This is a genomic window from Corallococcus macrosporus DSM 14697, assembly GCF_002305895.1.
Classification (GTDB): domain Bacteria; phylum Myxococcota; class Myxococcia; order Myxococcales; family Myxococcaceae; genus Myxococcus; species Myxococcus macrosporus.
In genome coordinates this window covers 3,625,788-3,644,230 of the sequence record NZ_CP022203.1, presented here as the reverse complement: position 1 = coordinate 3,644,230, position 18,443 = coordinate 3,625,788, and the positions used below count along the sequence as shown (strand labels likewise).

Here is an 18,443-nt window from a genome sequence, read left to right as displayed (position 1 = left end):
CGCTTACTCCTTGTACGGTGGGAGATCCGCCAGCCGGATTTGAATCTTCGTCTCCTCGCCCGGCTTGATGGGGGCGGACAGCAGCCGGCTCACCGACTCCACCCCCGTCGGGTCCACCACGCGCAGGCGGTAGACCCCCACGGGCAGCGGGAATTTCTTCAAGGGCGTGGTGCCCAGCTCGGTGGCGCCGTCGAACACGGCCGCCCGCGGCACCGTGTAGAGGGTCATCCACCCCAGGCCCGCCTTCGCGGCCCCCTTCGCCGTGCTGGTGTCCAGCACCTCGGCCAGGGCGTCCGGGTCCTGGCTCACGGTGGTGACGGGCTCGGCGGCCGGAGTGGCGGCAGCCACCTGTGGTGGCGGCTGGAGCGGCGGTGGGCTGGGCGTCGGCGTCCCACCACCGGCGGGCGCGGCGCTGGCGGCGGCAGGCGCGGCCTTGGCGGCGGGCGCGGCGCTGGCGGCGGCGGGCGCGGCCTTGGGGGCGGACGCCGGCCGGGCCGACGAGGCACCTTCCTTCGCCTTGCGCACGGGCGCGGCCTTCGACGGCGGGGGCTCGGGCCTGGACGGCTCGGCCTGGGCCACCGCGTCGCGCTCGGGAGGCGCTTGCGTCGGCTCGGGCTCCGGTTCCGGACGGCGGAAGCCCGGCGGAGGCCCCGCCTGCTGTGGCGGCCACGGCTGGTTCGCGGGGTTTTCCTCGGGCGGCGGGTTCAGCTCGGCCGACACCCATGCCTTGGCGGCCTCGAAGCCCGGCTGGAGCTGGGCCCGGACGGCCGGCAATGTCGCCGCCCACCCCAGGCCGCCCAACAACAGCAGCAGGACCAGCCGGCCCATCCAACGCGACGGAGGGCGGGCGGCGGGCGTCTCCACGGGCGTATCCAACGCCTGGGCCGTCCCCGGCCGCGCCGGGCGCACCGCGGGCCGGGCACCCTCCGCCGCGCCCGGACGCGGGGGCCGCGAGCGGAAACGCTGCGTCTGGAGGTCGCTCGGCTCGTCGAAGGACTCGGGCTCCGGCGGAGCCTCCTGCCGGGACGAAGGCCGTGGCCGCGGCGTGCGCGTAGCGGGCGCGCTGTCCTGCCCTCCCCGAGGCGTGCGTGAGGCCGAGGCGGCGGCCTCGCTGACGCGGCGCTGCGGCGCGGGCCGGGGCGTGCTTCCGGGCTCCGCTGGACGGCGCTGGGGCACGGGCCTGGGCGCGCTCCCATTCGAGGGCCGGGCGGTGGGCGCGCCAGGCCGGGCCCGGGGCGCGGGCATCTGCGACGTCGGGGCGGCGTCCGCGCCATCCTCCTGCTGGAGGGCACCCGCGGCCTCGCTGACGCGGGCATCCTCCGCCCGGCTGGCCAGCTCCAGCAGCGTGCGAGTCTTCTGGCGCTTGTCCGCGAAGAGGTCGCCCATGACGGCGGTCATGCCGTCCTCGTCGAAGAGCTCCGCGCCAAGCGCCGCTTCGATGGCGCGCGCCATCTCCCGGCAGTTGGTGAAGCGCTGGGACACGTCGCGCGACAATGCCCGCATCACCACGGCTTCCAGCGCCTCGGGCACGTCCGGATTGATGCTCCGCGGCGAGGCGACCTGCGCCTCGGCGATCTGCATCATCACCGCCGCTTCATGGGGCCCGCTGAACAACCGCTGGCCGCACAGCAGCTCGTGCATCATGACGCCCACGGAGAACAAATCACTGCGGCCATCCAGGGTGGCCGCGCCCCGCACCTGCTCCGGGGACATGTAGCCGCTGGTCCCCTTCACCGTGCCGACCTGCGTCCTGCCCAGCCGCCCGCGCGCCTTGGCGATGCCGAAGTCAATCACCTTCACGACGCCGTCGTAGGTGAGCATGACGTTCTTCGGCGACACGTCGCGGTGCACCACCACCGCGGGGCGCCCCGATGGATCCGTGAAGTGATGCGCGTAGTGCAGGCCCAGGCAGGTATCCCGAATCACCCGCCCCACGAAGCCCAGCGGCAGCGGGGAGCCCTGGCGCGTGGAGGCCTTGACGACCTGCTCCAGGTTCTGCCCGGGCAGGAACTCCATGGCGAGGTACAGCTCGCCGCCCTCCTCGCCCAGGTCGAACACCTGACCGATGTTGGCGTGCGAGAAGGCCGCGGTGATGCGCGCCTCATCCAGGAACATCTGGACGAACTGCTCGTCCTTCTTGATGTCCGGAAGGATCTGCTTCACCGCGACGAACTTGCGAAACCCTCCGGGCCCCGACGTGTAGGCGAGGAACAGCTCCGCCATCCCTCCAATCGAGAGCCGCGTGAGGATTTCGTATTTCCCGATGCGCCGCCCCCGGTCGGGATCGTCACCGGTGCCACCCTGCATGGACATTCGGCGCGGCATGTTATCGCCCGCCTGGGTGCGAGTCGACCTTCGTCTCGAGGGCCTCCTTGGCTGTCAGCGGCCACGGCATCCAGGCTTTTCAATGAATGCAGGCGAGCGGACCGGCTCCGCCCGGCCGCCAGCCCGCGTTCCGGCCAGAGTGTCCAATGGCCGAAGGGTACTCCCTACGATTCCCCGTGACGGCGGGGGGCGTGCTCTCATACCAGCGAGCCAGAGCAGGAGGCCCATGGAAGACACCACCAGATGCCCGACGCGGGCCACGCGCAGCACCTACTCCGGGCAAGGCGATTCCAAGCAGGACACCGCGGACCAGCTCCGCCTGTTGATTGAGAGCGTCACCGACCATGCCATCCTGACGCTGGATGTGAGCGGCCACGTCGTGAGCTGGAACCCGGGCGCCGAGCGCATCAAGGGCTACCGCGCGGACGAAATCCTGGGGCAGCACTTCAGTCGCTTCTACCCGCCCGAGGCCAGGGCCCGGAACAAGCCGCAGCGAGGGCTCGACGTGGCCACGCGCGAGGGCCGCTTCGAGGAGGACGGCTGGCGGGTGCGCAAGGACGGCAGCCGCTTCTGGGCCAACGTCGTCATCACCGCGCTGTTCGACGAGACGGGGCGGTTGCGCGGCTTCGGCAAGGTGACGCGCGACTTCACGGCCCGCTACCAGGCCGAGGAGCGGCGGGAGATGGACCGCCTGCGGGAGGCCCTGCGCATCCGGGACGACTTCCTGTCCGTGGCGTCCCACGAGCTGCGCACCCCGCTCACCCCGCTGCAACTGAAGCTGACGGCCATGCGCCGCGCCGTCGACAGCGCCCAGGGCGGCACGTTGTCCAGCGAGCGCGTGGGACGCGACCTCGACATGGCGGTCCGCCAGGTGCGCAAGCTGGTGGAGTTGGTGGACGACCTGCTCGACGTGTCACGCATCAGCGTGGGCCAACTGAAGCTGGAGCGCACGCCCGCCGACCTCCGGGAGCTGCTCCGGGAGGTCATCGCCCGTTACCAGCCGCAAGCCACGCAGGCGGGCTCCACCGTGGAGCTGGACGCGCCGGCGCCGGTGCAGGGCGAGTGGGACACGCGCCGGGTGGAGCAGGTGCTGACCAACCTCCTCTCCAACGCGCTCAAGTACGGCGCGGGCAAGCCGGTGCACGTCCGCCTGCGAGAGGAAGGCGGCCAGGCGCGGCTCAGCGTCCGTGACGAGGGCATCGGCATCGCGCCCGAGGTGCTGCCCCACATCTTCGACCGGTTCATGCGCGCCGTGTCCGGGCGCAACTACAGCGGCCTGGGGCTGGGCCTCTACATCGCCCACCAGGTCGTCACGGCGCACGGCGGCGGCATCGAGGTCCACAGCGAGCTGGGGCGCGGGAGCACGTTCAACGTCCGGCTGCCGCTGGGCCCCACGTAGGCGCGGCCCGGGTGGCCCCCACCGTCAGGTGCTGAGCGCGCGCACCCGGCCCGCCAGGTTCTGGGTGAAGAGGCGGTAGATGCGCAGCGCCGCCGCCTCGTGCGTGTCCACGTAGCGCTCGAAGTCGGTGCGGCTGATGCGCAGCGCGCGCACGGACGTCCGGGCACGGACATGGGCGGAGACGGGACCGTCCTGCACCAGGGAGATCTCCCCCAGGTAGGCCCCGGGCCCCAGCGTGTTGAGGTGCCGGGCGTCTTCTTCGGAGCCGCTGAAGACATCCACGGAGCCGTCCATCAGCACGAAGAGCCCCACCCCGGGCGCGCCCTTCTCCAGCAGCACCGCGCCGGGCGCGATGATGACCTGGCGCGCCAGGCGGTAGAGGTCCTTCATGTCCTCCAGGGACAGCTCGCCGAAGATGGGGATGGCCTTGAGGAACCGGTACCCGTTCGCCGCGGGCGCGGACACCCCACCCGCGCGGCGGATGAGCATGGCCTCCGCCTCCGCCTCCATGCCCATGCGCCGCAACAGCCGCGCCTTCTCCGTCACCAGCGCCGGGGCTCCGCGCGCGGCCTCCGAGCTGCTCACCGCGTCCGCCAGCACCGCGAGCGCCCGGTGCGTGAAGCCCTCCGCGTCCAGCAACTGGCAGGTGCGAAGGATTGCGTCCACGAAGCGGGGGTCCTCCGGCCGCACGCCGCCCAGCGCCTCCACCTCCGCGTGCGCCTGCCCCAGCTCCCGGTAGAGCTCGGCCGCCTCGAACGGGCGCTCCAGCCGGACCAGGCACTGCGCCATGGCATCGCGCGCGCCCAGCTCCTGGTAGACGGCCAGGGCCCGCTCCAGCGCCCCACCCCGCTCGAAGGCGGCGGCGGCGCGCAAGGCGTCTCCCGCGCGGAGATAGCTCTCCGCCGCGGCCATGTACCTGCCACTCTGGAAGTAGAGGTCGGCGGCGGTGGCGTCCTCGCCGTGGCCATCCATCAGCCGGGCCGCGCCCAGGAAGTCCCGCGCCCGCCGCAGCACCTCCACGAAGCCGCGCCGCTCCTTCGCGGGCCCCTGCTCGGCCTCGTGCCGGATGCGCTCGCGCTGCGCGTCCCCCAGCTCCTCGTAAAGCTGCGCCGCCCGGTCCGTGTCCTCCAGCGCCACCAGCGACTGCACCGCGCGGAGGGCGCCTTCCACGGGCGTACGCAGCCGCCCGCTCCCCTCACCCTGACCGCCTGCCGACTCTGACATGTTGGGTCTCCCGTTCGGTGAGACCGGCCAGCCTCCGCGCAGCCCGCGGGTTGCGCCCCTTCCTGGCCTGCCCCCTCTTTCTCGGAGACTCGCATTGAATGCCGGGCCTGCCAACGTCCGCCGCGAAAACGGCTGGCGTCAGTCGGCGGCCCGCGCCCGCTCCGCGAGCTGCCGCTGGGAGGCGCTCCTCCGCCACGCGTCCTCGTGGAAGCGCGCGATGAACTTCTTGCGCACGCGGAACGCGGGCGTGCCGAAGGACGTGCCCTCCTCCATCCCGGGAAACGACAACGCCAGCTCGCGCAACGCGTCGAACGTCAGCCCCTGCGTGCCTCCACCGCGCGCCGCGCGGACCTTGCCTCGTGCCGCCATGGGGTGCCCTCCCTGGTGCCGCAGGCAACCACGTCTGGTCGCGCGCCGCGTCGGAAATCAGCGGCCGGCGCGTCAAAACACAGACACGGCATCGCGCCGGGGCGGATGTCTCAGTCCCGCCCGCTGGCCGTCACATGTCTGTGTTTTCACCCGGGCCTCCGCGCCGCCGTTCTGGTGGGTCCCCGACACTCCGAGTCCCGGGTGACACAGCGGCCCTCAGACGCGAAGTTCCAGACAGCCTCGACTAGCGGAAACCCCCGAGGCGCCCACTCGGCCCGGGGCGCGCCTCGCTCCCAGAGCGAGCGGCCGACGCCCCCCCTTTGAATGAAATGAGCCTGGGAGAGAACCGTTCGGATGTCGGTCCCCGTGATATCTTGACTTCCATGTCTGCACTGGATCGGGCTCGGGCCGCACCCTCCTCGCCGGACGTGAAGGGCGAATCGCAATGGAGGATGGAAGTCGAAGGAGGGGGTGACATACCGCTGCACGTCACGCTGCCCTACGAGCACGCGCGCCGGGCCTACGACGCCTCCACCGTGCGCCGGTTCCGGCTCACCGTGGCGGAGGGGCCCGGGATGGGGACGACGTGGGAGTCCACCGGGGACACGTGCTCGGTGGGCTCGCATCCGTTGAACGACTTCGCCGTGGAGGACTCCACGGTGTCCCGGTTCCACTGCGAGGTGCGCATCGGCCCGCGAGGCCCCCAGGTGAAGGACCTGGACAGCCTCAACGGCGTCATCGTCGACGGGGTGCAGGTGGTGGAGGGCGTGCTGCGCAGCGGCAGCCTGCTGCGCCTGGGCCGCGTGGTGCTGCGCTTCGACTTCAGCGCGGAGAACAACCGCCTGCCGCTGTCGGAGAACACGCGCTTCGGTACGCTGGTGGGCGCGTCGGTGGCCATGCGCGGCTGCTTCGCGATGATGGAGCGCGCGGCCGGCCGGGACGTGACGGTGCTGCTCGAAGGCGAGACGGGCACGGGCAAGAGCCAGGCCGCGCTGGCCATCCACCAGGCCAGCCCCCGGCGCGACGCGCCCTTCCTCATCGTGGACTGCGGCGCCATCCCCGCGCACCTGCTGGAGAGCGAGCTGTTCGGCCATGAGAAGGGCGCCTTCACCGGCGCCGTCCAGCGGCGCGCGGGCGTCTTCGAGGAGGCCGACGGCGGCACCGTCTTCCTGGACGAGGTGGGCGAGCTGCCCGCGGAGCTCCAGCCCAAGCTGCTGCGCGTACTGGAGAACCGCGAGATTCGCCGCGTGGGCAGCAACACGTACCAGCCGGTGAACGTGCGCCTCATCGCCGCCACCCACCGGGACCTCCGCGCGGAGGTCAACGCGGGCCGCTTCCGCTCCGACCTCTTCTTCCGGCTCGCGGTGCTGCGCCTGCTGCTCCCGCCGCTGCGCCAGCGCCCGGAGGACCTGCCCATGCTGGTGGAGGGCATCCTGGACCTGCTCGGCGCGGACCGGGAGCGGACCGGCGCGCTGCGCACGCAGGACTTCCTGGCCAGGCTGCGGCACGCGGCGTGGCCGGGCAACGTGCGCGAGCTGCGCAACTACCTGGAGCGCTGCCTCGTCTTCGAGGAGGCGGTGGAGCTCTCCGAGGAAGAGGCCCGCCGCTCCGGCCCGCCGGAGGTGGACCCCACGCAGCCCTACGCCGACCAGCGCCGCCACGTCGTGGACGACTTCGAGCGCCGCTACCTGCGCGCGCTGCTGGAGAAGCACCAGGGCAAGGTGGCCCAGGCGGCCGTCACCGCCGGCATGGACCGCGTCCACCTGTACCGGCTGCTCCGGCGCCACGGCATCAAGCCGTGAGCGTCACCGCGGCCGGCTGACGCGCCAGCAGCCCAGCCCCGCGCCGGAGACGGGCGTCGCCACGAAGCCCGTCTCCAGGCCCTCCAGGGCCCGCGCGGTCGCCACCAGCGCCGTCCCGGGCGGCTCCGCGACCCAGCCCGGCAGGTGCAACAGCCCCCCGTCGCGGGCCTCGCGCGGCAGCTCCGCGACGTGCACGGTGATGGCCAGGTCCACCGGACGGGGCGACTCACCCGCCGCCACGAACTCCACCAGGGTCAGCGCCGCGTGCAGCACCCGGGCGCGCGCCGCCTGCTCCGCCCCGGCGTCCCCAGGCAGCGGCGCCAGGGCCAGCAGACACCCGCTCCCCTCCAGCCGCACGTCCAGCCCCGCGGCGCGCGCCGTCCCCCCCACGCGCTCCAGCAACGCATCGAGCCGCTCCAGCGCCGCCGGGTCCAACGCGCCCTGGAGCCGCGCTTCCGCGTACAGCGCCACCGCGAGCGTGGACAAGGCCTGCGCCGGGCCGCCCTTCACCGCGTGCCGGAGCGCCTCCAACCACGCGTCGACGTCCGGGTGCCGGTCCTCGCGCCGCTTGGCCAGGCTGCGCAGCACCACCGCGTCCAGCGCGGCCGGGACGGGGGCGCGTTCGCTGGGCCGCGGAGGCGGTGCGTTCAGGTGCAGGTCCTCCACCTCGTGGCGGGTGGCGCCCTGGAAGGGCGGCTGGCCGGTGACGAGCTGGAAGAGGAGCACGCCCATCGCGTACAGGTCCGTGCGCGCGTCGGGCGGCTCACCGCGAATCTGCTCCGGCGCCATGGACAGCGGCGTGCCCAGGGAGACGCCGGTGAGCGTGAGCGTGGAGGCGCCCGGTGCATCCGGCCGCAAGCCCTTGGCCACGCCGAAGTCCACCAGCTTCACGCGGGGCGCTTCGCCTCCCGGGGCCAGGCGCACCACGTTCTGGGCCTTCAGGTCCCGGTGCACCACGCCCGACTGGTGCGCGGCGCGCAGCGCGCCTCCCACCTGCTCCAGCACCTCCAGCGCCTCGCCCGGTGACAGCGGGCCCCTCGAGGCCAGCTCCGCCGCGAGGTCCCTGCCCTCCAGCCACTCCATCGCGATGAAGGGCCGCCCGTCCGCCAGCGTGCCGTAGCCGAGCACGTCGACGATGTGCGGATGGCGCAGCCGCTGGAGCGTCTCCGCCTCGCGCCGGAAGCGGCGGAGCGCGACGTCCGACGGCTGCGGCAACAGGACCTTCAGCGCCGCGGGCTCGCCCGTGCGGACATGGCGCGCGCGGTAGAGCGTGGAGACGGGCCCCCGGTAATGGACCTGCTCCACCAGCCAGTCCGCCACCAGGGCGCCAATGCCCAACTCCTCGCCGTAGAGGGCTTCTTCCTCACCCGGTGCCATGCGGGCCGGGGGCCTACTTCTTCCGCGGATAGAAGGGCCAGGGCAACTCCCCCACCGGCGGCGAGGGCTCGAGCGGCGCCGCCCCCCGCCCGCAGGCCTGGGCGAACTGCTCCTTCGTGGACCGCTCCCGCGTCACCGTGTCACACGGCGCGTGGAGATAGGTGGTCACCGACTGCGTCCACAGCACCTCGTCATGGTCCCTGCACTGCTCGTAGTCACCGTCACCCGGGGTGAGGGGCCCATCCTGGATGTCGCACTGGCCCGCCACGGGCGGCTGGAGGGACGCGAAGCAAGGGCCCGTCACGCGCGCCGCGCAGTTGGCGCCCAGGTTCGGGAGCGCGCAGACGCGGTTCGCCGCATACGCCGCGCCGCTCGACCAGGCCGGGTCGAAGCAAGAGAACATCTTCTTGTAGATGGAGCCCGCGACGACGACGTCGGCGCCCTCCACCTTGAAGTGCGACTGCTTCCCGTCGCGGTACTCGACGACCTCCACCTCCGCCGCCAGCTCGTCCGGAAGGAAGATGTTTCCGTAGAACGCGCCTTCGCGCACGGCATAGACCTGCTGCTCGGACAGGCCATAGGTGGACGCCCACGCCGGGTGCGCCGCGACGTTCGCCACCAGCCCCACCGTCGTGCTCGAAGCGGGCGCGGTCATCACGCTGTAGTAGCCCCCGGCCGGACAGGTGAAGGCGACCACCGGCGCGGCGGGCGTCCCCGCGCACGTCCCGGTCGCCTCGCCCAGGTTGCGCGCGTCGAGGTGCTCGCACCCCGCGGTGCCCTCGCACACCCGCAGGACGGCGGGCCCATTCACGCTGGAGCCCAGCGTGGCGGACGGGCCCGCGCAGGACAACGGGCCGCCCGCGCCCACGAACACCGTCGACGCGGGCACGCAGCTCCCAACGCCATCCGGCGTCCAGCCGCAGTCACGCTGCGCCCCCGACTCCCCCAGGCCGCAGGCGTCGAAGCTGGCCATCGCCACGCCCGTGATGGGGACGTGCGTGGCCGGGCGCGTCTTCGCATCCAGCGTGTAGATGTTGGGCCCCGACGCGCTGAACCGGTGCTCGCCGCGCATGGACAGCTCCACGCGCCGGCCCTCCGCGTTGTTGCGCGCCAGCACGCAGGCGGAGACGCGCTCCAGGCAGTCCTCGGACGGCGGGTTCGTGGCCCACATCGGGCAGAGCCCCGCCTGGCCGCGCCACTGCCGGACGCCCGCGCTCCCGGGCCGCGGGTCGTAATAGTGAATCTGCTGGTCCTCCCGCAGCGCGCAGCCCACCACGTACTCCATGAAACGCTGCGCGTTGGCGTCGTGCAGCCGCCGGCGCGTGTTCGCATCCCCCGACGTCGGGTGGAACAACGCCTGGAGCGCCGTGGTCCCCAACAAGGAATTGGAGTCGTGGTTGGTGGCGATGGCGTTGAGGACCAACGCCCGCGTGGTGAGCGCGTTGGCGATGCGGATCTCCGCGGCCTGCGTCCCGACCGGGGGCGTCTCTTCCTCCGGAACCCCAATCCCGCAGCCCGACAGGGCGAACAGCAGGAGCGAGGAAACCGCCAACAGGCGAGGCGAGCCGAGAGCCATGAGACGTCCTCCAGGAACGATGGAAGGAAGGGGGAGCTTCCTCCGGGCAAGCATGTGCCGAGCCAGCCCGGGAGGTTGGGTGACGCGCCACCATGAGAGCAGATTCTCAGGCCGCGTTCGTGTAGCGCTTCACGTCACACGGCCCCTGGACAGTGACATTTCACGCTACATGCTGGGAAGCCCCGCTCGCAGGGACGCCAGCCGGGCACGCCACAAGGGCGCGCCCTCCTCCACCGCGGCCTCCGCCCGCGCGAGCCACGCGCGGGCCTCCTCGGCGCGGCCCGCCTGAATCGCGCCCCGGGCGGCCTGGAGGAGGATCTCCGCCTTCTCATCGGCCGAGGCCAGGGTGTCCGCGTCGTCCGCCAGGGCCCGCCAGGCCTCCTCCCGCGCCGAGCCCGCTCCCCGCGCGTCACCGACCTGAAGCGCCACCAGCCTGCGCATGACGGCGGTGGGCGGCAGGGACTCGGGCGGACAATGGGCGTCAATCCACCGGAGCTGCCGGCTGGCCTCCTCCAGGTCGCCCAGCGCGGCGCCGATGCGCGCGAGCAGCAGCGCATCCACGGGGACGGGGTGCTCGCGGAAGAAGCGAACGCCCAGCTCGTGGACGCGGCGAGCCAGCGGCAAGGCCTCCTCCAGCCGGCCTTGCATGTAGAGCACCTCCGCGAGGTTGAAGGTGGACCAGCGCTCCACCTGCGCGTGGCCCAGCTCGCGGCCCAGCGCCATGGCGCGGCGCAGGTCCTCTTCCATGCGCGCCACGTCTCCCAGGCGCAGCCACAACAGCACGCGGTTGATGAGCGTGGCGGCCCGGTGCAGCGCGTCCCCGGCCTGCTCGCAGCGCAGCAGCGCCAGGTCGAAGTGGGAGGCGGCTTCCTCCGTCCGGTCGAGGAACGTCAGCGCCGAGCCCAGCAGCGTCAACGACACCACGAGCGTCTCATGCTCATGCGCCCGCTCCGCGCCCTCCACCACGCCCGTGAGCACGCGCACGGCGGCGGCCCATTCCCCCAGCCGCACGTGGAGGCGGCCCCGCGCCAGGGAGCAGCGCAGGGCCAGGCGCGGCTCGTCCAGCCGCTCGATGCGCTCCAGGGCCTCGCGCGCGCAGGCCGACGAGCCCTCCACATCTTCCATCCAGTCGCGCGCGGTGGCTTCCTCCAGCAGCAACTCCACCTGCTGCGCCTCGTCGCCGCGCGCCACGGCCAGCGCCCGCGCGGCGCCCAGGTCCGCCAGCCCCTCCCGGAAGCGCTGGAGCCGGTGACGGACGCGCCCACGCCCCGAGAGCGCCAGGGCGCGGCGCTCCACCTCGGCCTCCGGCAGCAGCGCGAGCGCGCGGGTGTAGTGCTGCTCCGCCTCGACGGACAGGTGCGCGCGGCGCGCCGACTCCGCGAGCGCGAGGAACGCGGCGGTGGCCTCCGCATGCGCCCCACAGGCCGCGGCATGGTGGGCCCAGCGGCGACGCTCGGCCACGCCGTCGCGAGGCGTGGCGCGCAACGCCGCGGCGTGCAGGGCGCGGCGCGCCGGGGCCGGCAGCAGCGCCTCCAGCGCCTCGCGCAGCAGCGGATGGCGGAAGGTGAAGTGGCCCGGCGCCGTGGGCCGCAGCAGCCCCGAACGCGCCAGCCGCTGCAGCCCCGCCCCCGCGTCGAGCGACGTCACGCGGGCCGTCTCCTCGCTCGGCGCCAGGTGGTGGAGGGCGGCGTCCACGCGGGACACCTCCACCTCCGTGCCCAGGACCGCGCACAGGCGCGCCAGCACGCGGTGCGCCGCGGGGAGCCCGGCCAGCGCCCGCGCGGCGAGGCGCTCGAAGAGCGGCGTCACGGACACGTCCAGCAACGCGTCCGGCGCGATGTACCAGCCCCCGCCGGGAGAGGCCCGCAGGGCCCCCGCGGCCCGCAGCGCGCCCGCGAGCTCGACCAGCGACAGGGGGACGCCCTGCGCGAGCTGCTCCAGACGCGCCAGCACCGGCTCGGGGACGTGCTCGGCGGGACGCAGCAGGTGCAGCAACAGGGAGCGGCTCGCCTCGGGCGTCAGCGGCGGCAGCGCCATTCTCGCGACCCGGGCGCTGCGCTCGCCCAGGTGGGGACGCAGCCCGAGCAGCGCGGGGCGCGCGGCGACACAGACCCAGAGCGGCGCGCGCGTGCCGGCCAGGGTGGCGACCTCCAGCGCATCCAGGCTGGTGGGGTCCGCCAGGTGCGCGTCGTCGACGAGCAGCACGCGGGGGGCCTCCAGCGCCTGGCGCTGCAAGCCCTCCGCGAGCGCGCGAGCGGCGGCGTAGCGCTCATCCACGAGCGGAAGCGCGGGCGTGCGCACGACACGAGGTGGCTCGGCCACGGCCCGCAGCGCGTCCAGAAGGGACTCCGACGACGCGGCATCCGGAGACGGCGCGCGCAGCCGGACCACCAGACACCGCCCCGCGGCCTCCAGGCGGGTGGCCAGGGCCTCCAGGACGCGCGACGCGCCATGGCCGACATCGCCCGTGAGGACGCACAGCCCCGGAGCGCGCTCCTCCAGGCAACGCGACGCCTCCGACGCCAGCGCGTCGAGCAGGGCCTCGCGACCCGACAGGGGCGGCGCCTCCGCGGACGACGTGGACGCGCCGCCGTCATGCAGGCGCAGGCGGACACCATCGGACGAGGGCTCGGTGGCGCCGGGCCCCAGGCGGGCCGCGGCGGCGGCCGTGACACGCGCCTCACCCAGCGCGAGGTCCTCTGGCCACCAGTCGCCCACGGCCTCCACCGCGGGCCCCGCCACGCGGGTGGTGGTGGCGCCCGGGAGGACGTGCAACCGCGCGAGGTGCAGCACGGTGGCGGCCGTCCCCTCCTCCATCAGCTTGCGCGCCACCAACGCGCCCGCGCGGAGGTTGGCCTCGGCCGACAGGGACTCGGAGAACGCGACCAGGTACCCCCGGGCCCGCACGCGCGCGAGCGTTCCGCCTTGAGGCTCGAAGGTCAGCCGCAGCGCGTCGACTGGAAGCTGCGCGCGCACGCCCAGCAGCGCCACCCACCGCGCCCCAGCGCCCGGGCCGGACGGCGGGGGCGCCGCGGCGGCCTCGCCCTCCACGGGCGCCAGGGCCAGGGACAGGGCCTGACTGCACGCGGCGTCGAAAGCAGCGAGCAGCTCCGAAGCGCGCGAGAAGCGCTCGGCGGGCGCCTTCGCCAGGCACCGCGCCACCACGGCGTCGAGCGCGGTGGGCACGGGGGCCCGCTCCGAGACGCGGGCCGGACGGAGGCTGACGTGCCCGTGGCGAATCTCCTCCGCCCCACCCGTGAAGGGCGGCGCCCCGGTGAGCAGTTCGTAGAGGAGGACGCCCAACGCGTAGAGGTCCGCGGGCGCACCGGCCTCGCGCGCGTCCAGGCACTGCTCGGGCGCCATGTAATAGGGCGTGCCCAGCCGCTGCCCCACGAGCGTCAGTCCCTCGGCCTCCGCCGGCGGCGCGTCGGCGTCCTCCGAGGTGTCCAGGAAGCGCGCCAGCCCGAGGTCGAGCAGGCTGAGCGCGCCGCCCTCGCGAAGGAAGATGTTCTCCGGCTTGAGGTCCCGATGCGCCACGCCCACGGCATGGACGCGCTCCACGGCCGCGCAGAGGCCGCTGAGCAGCTCCCGCACGCGCGGCACGGACGCGGCCCCCGAGCCCGGCAACGCGGCCATCCACGCGGCGAGCGTCTGGCCATGCAGCCGCTCCATGACGAGGAAGGGGCGGCCATGGACGCCACCGGACTGGTACAGCACGGGCGCCGTCGGCGCACCGATGCGCTGGAGCGCCGCGGCCTCGCGGGCGAAGCGGTCGCGGTGGGCCGGCCGGCCGACCTTGAGCGCGACCTCGCGGCCGTCGTCCTCCTGATACGCGGTGAAGACGTGGGAGAAGCCGCCCGTGCCGAGCAGGGCCGCGGGGCTCAGCCCTGACACGTCCGGGAGCGGGAAGGGCTCGGTGTCAGGGCCAGGCGACGGCGCGCGCTGGCCATGCACGGGACACACCGCGCCGGTGGCGAGACGGCGGTGGCAGACCGGACAGCGCATGGGGTGGGCCGAAGGTTACCAGAGCGCCTGGCTCAGGACGATGCCAACCCCCATCAAGCCTTCACCGGCGATGAGGCCCGCGGCCAGCGTCACCACCCGCCCCTCCTGTGCGCCCGGACTCACCTTGCGAGCGACGGCCGCGGCCAGTCCTCCCAGGAAGAAGCCCAGCGCGGTGGACGCGGGCAGGAGGCAGGCCAGGCCCATGCCCAGGGGCGACGGCACCCAGTGCCGCACCCGCTCGGGCGCCATGCGCTCGGCCAGTGTGAGCCCGGCGGCGACGAGCGCGGCCCAGCCGAGCGCCGCGCGGGTGCCCGGCTCCACCCCGGAGAGTCCTGACGCCAGCACCTGGGCGATGCTCGCGGTGACGGTCGCCGCGGGTGCGGGGAAGCGCTCTCCGCCGAGCGCGGAGCGGTCCGGCACCAGCAGGAAGAACAGCGGCACCACCGCGGCGGCCCCCACCGCGCACCCCAGGAGCTGCGCCAGGAACACGCGCCGGGGATGGGCGCCCAGCAGGTGGCCCGTCTTCACGTCACTGAGGAGGTCCGCCGCCGAAGAAGCCGCGTTGACGGTGATGCCCGCGGTGGCGAGGTTCGCCTCCACGTTGCGCGGCAGCAACACGCCGTAGGTCATCTGCGTCACCTGCCCCAGCGGCCCCACGGGGGTGACGTCCGTCTCACCGGTGACGCGACACGCGATGAGACACAGCACGAACGACAGCGCCACGGCGAGCGCGGCGTGTGGCAGGGGCACCCCGAAGCCCACCTTGGCCACGGCGAGCGTGGCGGGCGTCAGGACGGCCAGCCCCGCGAGCAGCCAGCGCCCCGGCACCTGGAGCGCGTCCACCGGATGCGGCGTGGCCGGCGTCCTCCGGAAGAGGCCTCGCAAGGCGCGGCCCAGCACACGCCCCTCCAGGGCGAAGTGCAGCAGCGACGCGGTGGTGAGCGCCGCGGTGCCGGGCCAGAGACTCCACGCGAGGAAGTCCCCCTCCGGAGGAAGGAGCCCCGCGGCGAACACGCGGGGCGCCACGACGCCGTGGATGAGCAGCGCGCCCAGGAGCCAGGACGCCGTGAGCCGCAGGCCCAGCAGCGCGCCCGCGCCCAGGGGAAGGAGGCTCGTCTCGAAGCCGAAGCCCAGGCGCTCCAGCGGCCACCCACCGAGCGCCCCCGGAAACGCGAAGACGTAGGGCAGGCGGCCCAGGCCATCACGCACCAGGGTGACGAGCGCCGCGATGCCGCCGCCCAGGCCCAGCATCGACAGGCTGGGGCGGGACGACGCGCCCGTGGCGTGCAGCGCGCGGATGGTCGCCGCCGCGGCCGTGCCCGTGGCGAAGGGAAGCTGCTCGTGGTCCACCAGCTTGCGCTTGAGCGGCACCGCGAAGAGCACCCCCAGGGCGGACAGGAGGAAGGTCCACGCGAGCAACGCCCATCCCGGCGGATGACTGCCCGTCGTGAGCAGCCACGCGCCCTGCACGGACACCAGGGCGCCTCCCGTCGCGTACCCCGCGGACGACGCCACGGCCTGCGCCGAGCACGTCTCCAACGGAGAGAGCGGCGCGCCCGCGACGCCAGGCGCCACGCGCCGCATCGCCCCATGGGCCGTATGCGCCAGCAGCGCGGCGGTGATGGCCACGGGAAAGGCCACGGCCATCTTCAGGCCCGCGTAGAGGTTGGTCGCGCAGGTGATGGCGCCAATGCCACCGCCGAGCAGCACCGCCCTCAGCGTGAGCTGAGGCATCCGGTCGCCCTGGAAGACCTCGCGCAGCCAGAAGCTGTCGAGCGCCTCGGGCGTGTCCCCGGGGATTCGAAGCAACGTCAGCGGGGCCTGCGTCGGGGCCGCTTCCTCGGGGACCGCATGGGGGACGGGCTGGGACATGGACCGTCCCATCCTTTCACCCCAGGGGCCCCGGGGACGAGCCCCCTTCCCCATCCGCCGCCACCGGCCCCAGGCGCCGCACGCTCAGCATGAGGAGGTACCGGTCGGCGACACCGGGCAGATAGCGCTCCAGGTGGAGCCCGTCCGGCCGGAACCCCAGCTCCGCCAGGAATCGGAACACGCGGTGCGCGGCCTGCTCGTCCCGCACGGCGCACTCCAGCGTCGCGAACAAGGTGGGCGGGACCTCCTGCCCGCGGCATCCTGGAGGCAAGCGCCGGCGCGGCTTGATGCGGAAGCCCACCTCGCCCAGGAGCTGGCCCCGCGCCACATCGAGCGTGCGGACATAACCGCTCGTGAGGACCGGGATACCCCGCCGCTCCAGCTCCTTCTTGCAGGCAGGCACGGCGGCGCGGAACGCCAGGGGGCCCGGCGGCGCGGTGGCGGGGAACCACACCAGCACGGACGGCTCGGCCCACTGCTCCAGGTGGACGCGCGGCCCCGACGCCGCGCCCAGCCCCCGCAGGTACTGGTCCGCGAGCTGGAGGGAGAGCAGCCGCGCGGACAGGTCCTGTCGCCAAAACGCGAGCATCGTCTCCCGGGTTCGAGCGTCCTTCCGGAGGAACTCGCGGATGGCGGAGAGGGAGATGCCCGCGGCGCGCAGGCTGCTGATGAAGCGGGCCTCTCCGACCTGCCCGGGAGCGTAGGCGCGGTAGCCATTCGCTCGCCGGGCGGAGGGCAGCAGCAGGCCCTTCCGCTCATAGAAGCGCAGCGCGCTCGGTGACAGGCCACAGCGGTCCGCGAACTGCGAAATCGTCAGCATGCGGCGGCTTTCCCCTTGAGGTTCAACCTGGTTCAAGGTGGAGGGTTGAGAGCATGAACGTTTCCATCGTCTCCCGAGGAGAAATCAAGCTGGTGGGCCTCAAGGTGGTCGGCCGTCGCAGCGAGCTGAGCCACCGCGTGCCCCTGGCGTGGCTGGAGCTCGTCGCTCGCCTGGACGGCATCCCCGGCGTGGTGGACCGGAACGTGTTCCACGGCTGCGTCCCCGGCGGCGACCATGCGCAGCCCGGCGACGACCCCGTCTACCGGTACTGGGTCACCACCGAGGTAAAGGACCTGGGCGCGGTGCCGGATGGACTCCAGCCGCTGACGATTCCACCTCACGACTACGCCGTGACGCCCGTGCAGGGCACGGCGGAGGCCATCGACGCCGCGTATGTCCGGGTGGCGAGCTGGCTCCAGGCGGAGGCCCGGCGCTCGGACGCGGCGGCCTACGTGCTGGAGCGGTATGACCAGCGCCGGCAGTCCGTGACGCCGCCGTATGAGCGCTTCGACTACGAGCTGCTCACGCCGCTGGCGCCCTGAGCGAAGGGCGGCCTGGCCCCCCCCCGCGAGGAGCGCGGCCGCGAGCACCGCGAACGCGCCCGAGGGCGTGAGCGCTGAATCATCGCGCCTCACGCGCCCCCGCCGCGACAGGCCACGCGCGCTTACGTGCGAGCAGGGGCCGGACGCGAAGGCATCACCTGGGCCAGCGCGCCCACCCGCGGGAGGCCATCCACCGCGCCGAGCTTCTCCACCACGCGCGCGCCGACCTCACACGCGAACGTGGCCAGCGCCGTCAGCTCGGCTCCAGTCGCATCGCGCAGTCCCGCTGCGCCGCCGTACCAGCGCACGAGGCCGTGCAGCAGCCCCGCGACGAAACCATCGCCAGCCCCCGTGGTGTCGACGACGCGCACCTTCGTCGCCGGGACGTAGAGGCGCTCGCCCTTCCACAGCAGCAGCGCCCCCCGCTCGCCCAGCGTCACCACGGGCAGCGGCACGCCCATGGCCGCCAGACGCCCCAGGGCTTCCTCCGGCACCTCCGTCCCGGTGACGAAGCCAATCTCCTCCTCGGAGAGCTTCACCACCGTGCACTGCGGCAGCATCCGGGCCAGCAGCCCGCTCAGCAGGGACGTGTCCTCCCACGCGTGCAGCCGCAGGTTGGGGTCACAGCTCACGATGAGGCCCGCGTCGCGCGCCAGGCCCAGCATCCGCACCGCGGCCTCCTGCGCCTCCGGCCACTGGAGCGAGTTGGAGCCACAGTGCACCGCCTTCGCGCCGGACAGGAACGCCGCGTCGACGTCCGCGGGCCCCAGCAGGAACTCCGCGGAGCGCGTCCGGAAGAAGGTGAAGGTGCGCTCGCCCTTCCCGTCCAGCGAGATGAACACCAGCCCGGTGCGCGCCTCCGCCGTCTGGCGCAGGTGGCTCACGTCCACGCCTTCCGAGGCCAGCCGCTCGCGCAGGAAGTGCCCGAACTCGTCCGCGCCCACCACGCCCAGCATGGCCGGACGGAGTCCCAGGCGGGCCAGCCCCACCGCGACATTCGCTGGCGAGCCACCAGGGCACGGGTGCCACGCGGGCACGTCACGCACCCGGTGCCCCGGCGCCGCCGGGAGGAAGTCCACCAACGTCTCGCCAAAGCACACGACATCCAGCGGCGGCATGCGCCCCTCGCCTT

Annotated in this window: 12 protein-coding genes; 3 read left to right on the top strand and 9 right to left on the bottom strand. The window is 73.8% G+C overall.

Features of this window, described 5'->3' with window-relative positions:
- Positions 1 to 3: 3 nt before the first annotated feature.
- Positions 4 to 2,313, bottom strand: a complete 2,310-nt coding sequence (locus tag MYMAC_RS15325) for a serine/threonine protein kinase (RefSeq protein ID WP_095958629.1) — start codon at positions 2,311 to 2,313, stop codon at positions 4 to 6.
- Between the two features lie 238 nt (positions 2,314 to 2,551).
- Here MYMAC_RS15325 and MYMAC_RS15320 point away from each other — a divergent pair, with 238 nt between their 5' ends.
- Positions 2,552 to 3,724: a PAS domain-containing sensor histidine kinase gene (locus MYMAC_RS15320; protein ID WP_095958628.1), complete on the top strand. Its 1,173-nt coding sequence runs from the start codon at positions 2,552 to 2,554 to the stop codon at positions 3,722 to 3,724.
- 24 nt (positions 3,725 to 3,748) lie between these two features.
- Here MYMAC_RS15320 and MYMAC_RS15315 read toward each other — a convergent pair whose 3' ends face one another.
- Both MYMAC_RS15315 and MYMAC_RS15310 read right to left on the bottom strand, forming a co-directional pair.
- Entirely contained in the window at positions 3,749 to 4,948 is a 1,200-nt protein-coding gene (locus tag MYMAC_RS15315) for a cyclic nucleotide-binding domain-containing protein (RefSeq protein WP_095958627.1), read from the bottom strand.
- 138 nt (positions 4,949 to 5,086) lie between these two features.
- Positions 5,087 to 5,317 (bottom strand): MmcQ/YjbR family DNA-binding protein, encoded by a 231-nt coding sequence (locus MYMAC_RS15310; protein ID WP_095958626.1) that lies wholly within the window; start codon positions 5,315 to 5,317, stop codon positions 5,087 to 5,089.
- A 452-nt stretch (positions 5,318 to 5,769) separates the two neighbouring features.
- Between MYMAC_RS15310 and MYMAC_RS15305 the strand changes: the two genes are divergently transcribed.
- A complete protein-coding gene (locus tag MYMAC_RS15305; RefSeq protein ID WP_204817646.1) occupies positions 5,770 to 7,119 on the top strand; it encodes a sigma 54-interacting transcriptional regulator in 1,350 nt (449 codons plus the stop codon).
- Positions 7,120 to 7,122: 3 nt separating this feature from the next.
- On the opposite strand, the gene MYMAC_RS15300 is transcribed toward MYMAC_RS15305, so the two are convergent.
- The 5 genes from MYMAC_RS15300 to MYMAC_RS15280 all read right to left on the bottom strand — a co-directional run bounded on the left by MYMAC_RS15300 (position 7,123) and on the right by MYMAC_RS15280 (position 16,769).
- Positions 7,123 to 8,496 carry a serine/threonine-protein kinase gene (locus MYMAC_RS15300; protein ID WP_095958624.1) on the bottom strand — a complete coding sequence of 458 codons (1,374 nt, stop codon included), beginning with the start codon at positions 8,494 to 8,496 and terminating at the stop codon, positions 7,123 to 7,125.
- 13 nt (positions 8,497 to 8,509) lie between these two features.
- Positions 8,510 to 10,072 carry a hypothetical protein gene (locus MYMAC_RS15295; RefSeq protein WP_095958623.1) on the bottom strand — a complete coding sequence of 521 codons (1,563 nt, stop codon included), beginning with the start codon at positions 10,070 to 10,072 and terminating at the stop codon, positions 8,510 to 8,512.
- Between the two features lie 165 nt (positions 10,073 to 10,237).
- Positions 10,238 to 14,077 carry a serine/threonine-protein kinase gene (locus MYMAC_RS15290; protein WP_095958622.1) on the bottom strand — a complete coding sequence of 1,280 codons (3,840 nt, stop codon included), beginning with the start codon at positions 14,075 to 14,077 and terminating at the stop codon, positions 10,238 to 10,240.
- A gap of 15 nt (positions 14,078 to 14,092) precedes the next feature.
- Positions 14,093 to 15,949, bottom strand: a complete 1,857-nt coding sequence (locus MYMAC_RS15285; RefSeq protein ID WP_170114736.1) for an OPT family oligopeptide transporter — start codon at positions 15,947 to 15,949, stop codon at positions 14,093 to 14,095.
- A gap of 16 nt (positions 15,950 to 15,965) precedes the next feature.
- Positions 15,966 to 16,769, bottom strand: a complete 804-nt coding sequence (locus tag MYMAC_RS15280) for a MerR family transcriptional regulator (protein ID WP_095958620.1) — start codon at positions 16,767 to 16,769, stop codon at positions 15,966 to 15,968.
- A gap of 53 nt (positions 16,770 to 16,822) precedes the next feature.
- On the opposite strand from MYMAC_RS15280, the gene MYMAC_RS15275 reads away from it, so the two are divergent.
- Positions 16,823 to 17,311, top strand: a complete 489-nt coding sequence (locus MYMAC_RS15275) for a GyrI-like domain-containing protein (protein ID WP_095958619.1) — start codon at positions 16,823 to 16,825, stop codon at positions 17,309 to 17,311.
- 122 nt (positions 17,312 to 17,433) lie between these two features.
- Here the strand turns inward: MYMAC_RS15275 and MYMAC_RS15270 are convergent, their stop codons facing one another.
- A complete protein-coding gene (locus MYMAC_RS15270) occupies positions 17,434 to 18,429 on the bottom strand; it encodes a carbohydrate kinase family protein (RefSeq protein WP_095958618.1) in 996 nt (331 codons plus the stop codon).
- Between the last annotated feature and the right edge of the window lie 14 nt (positions 18,430 to 18,443).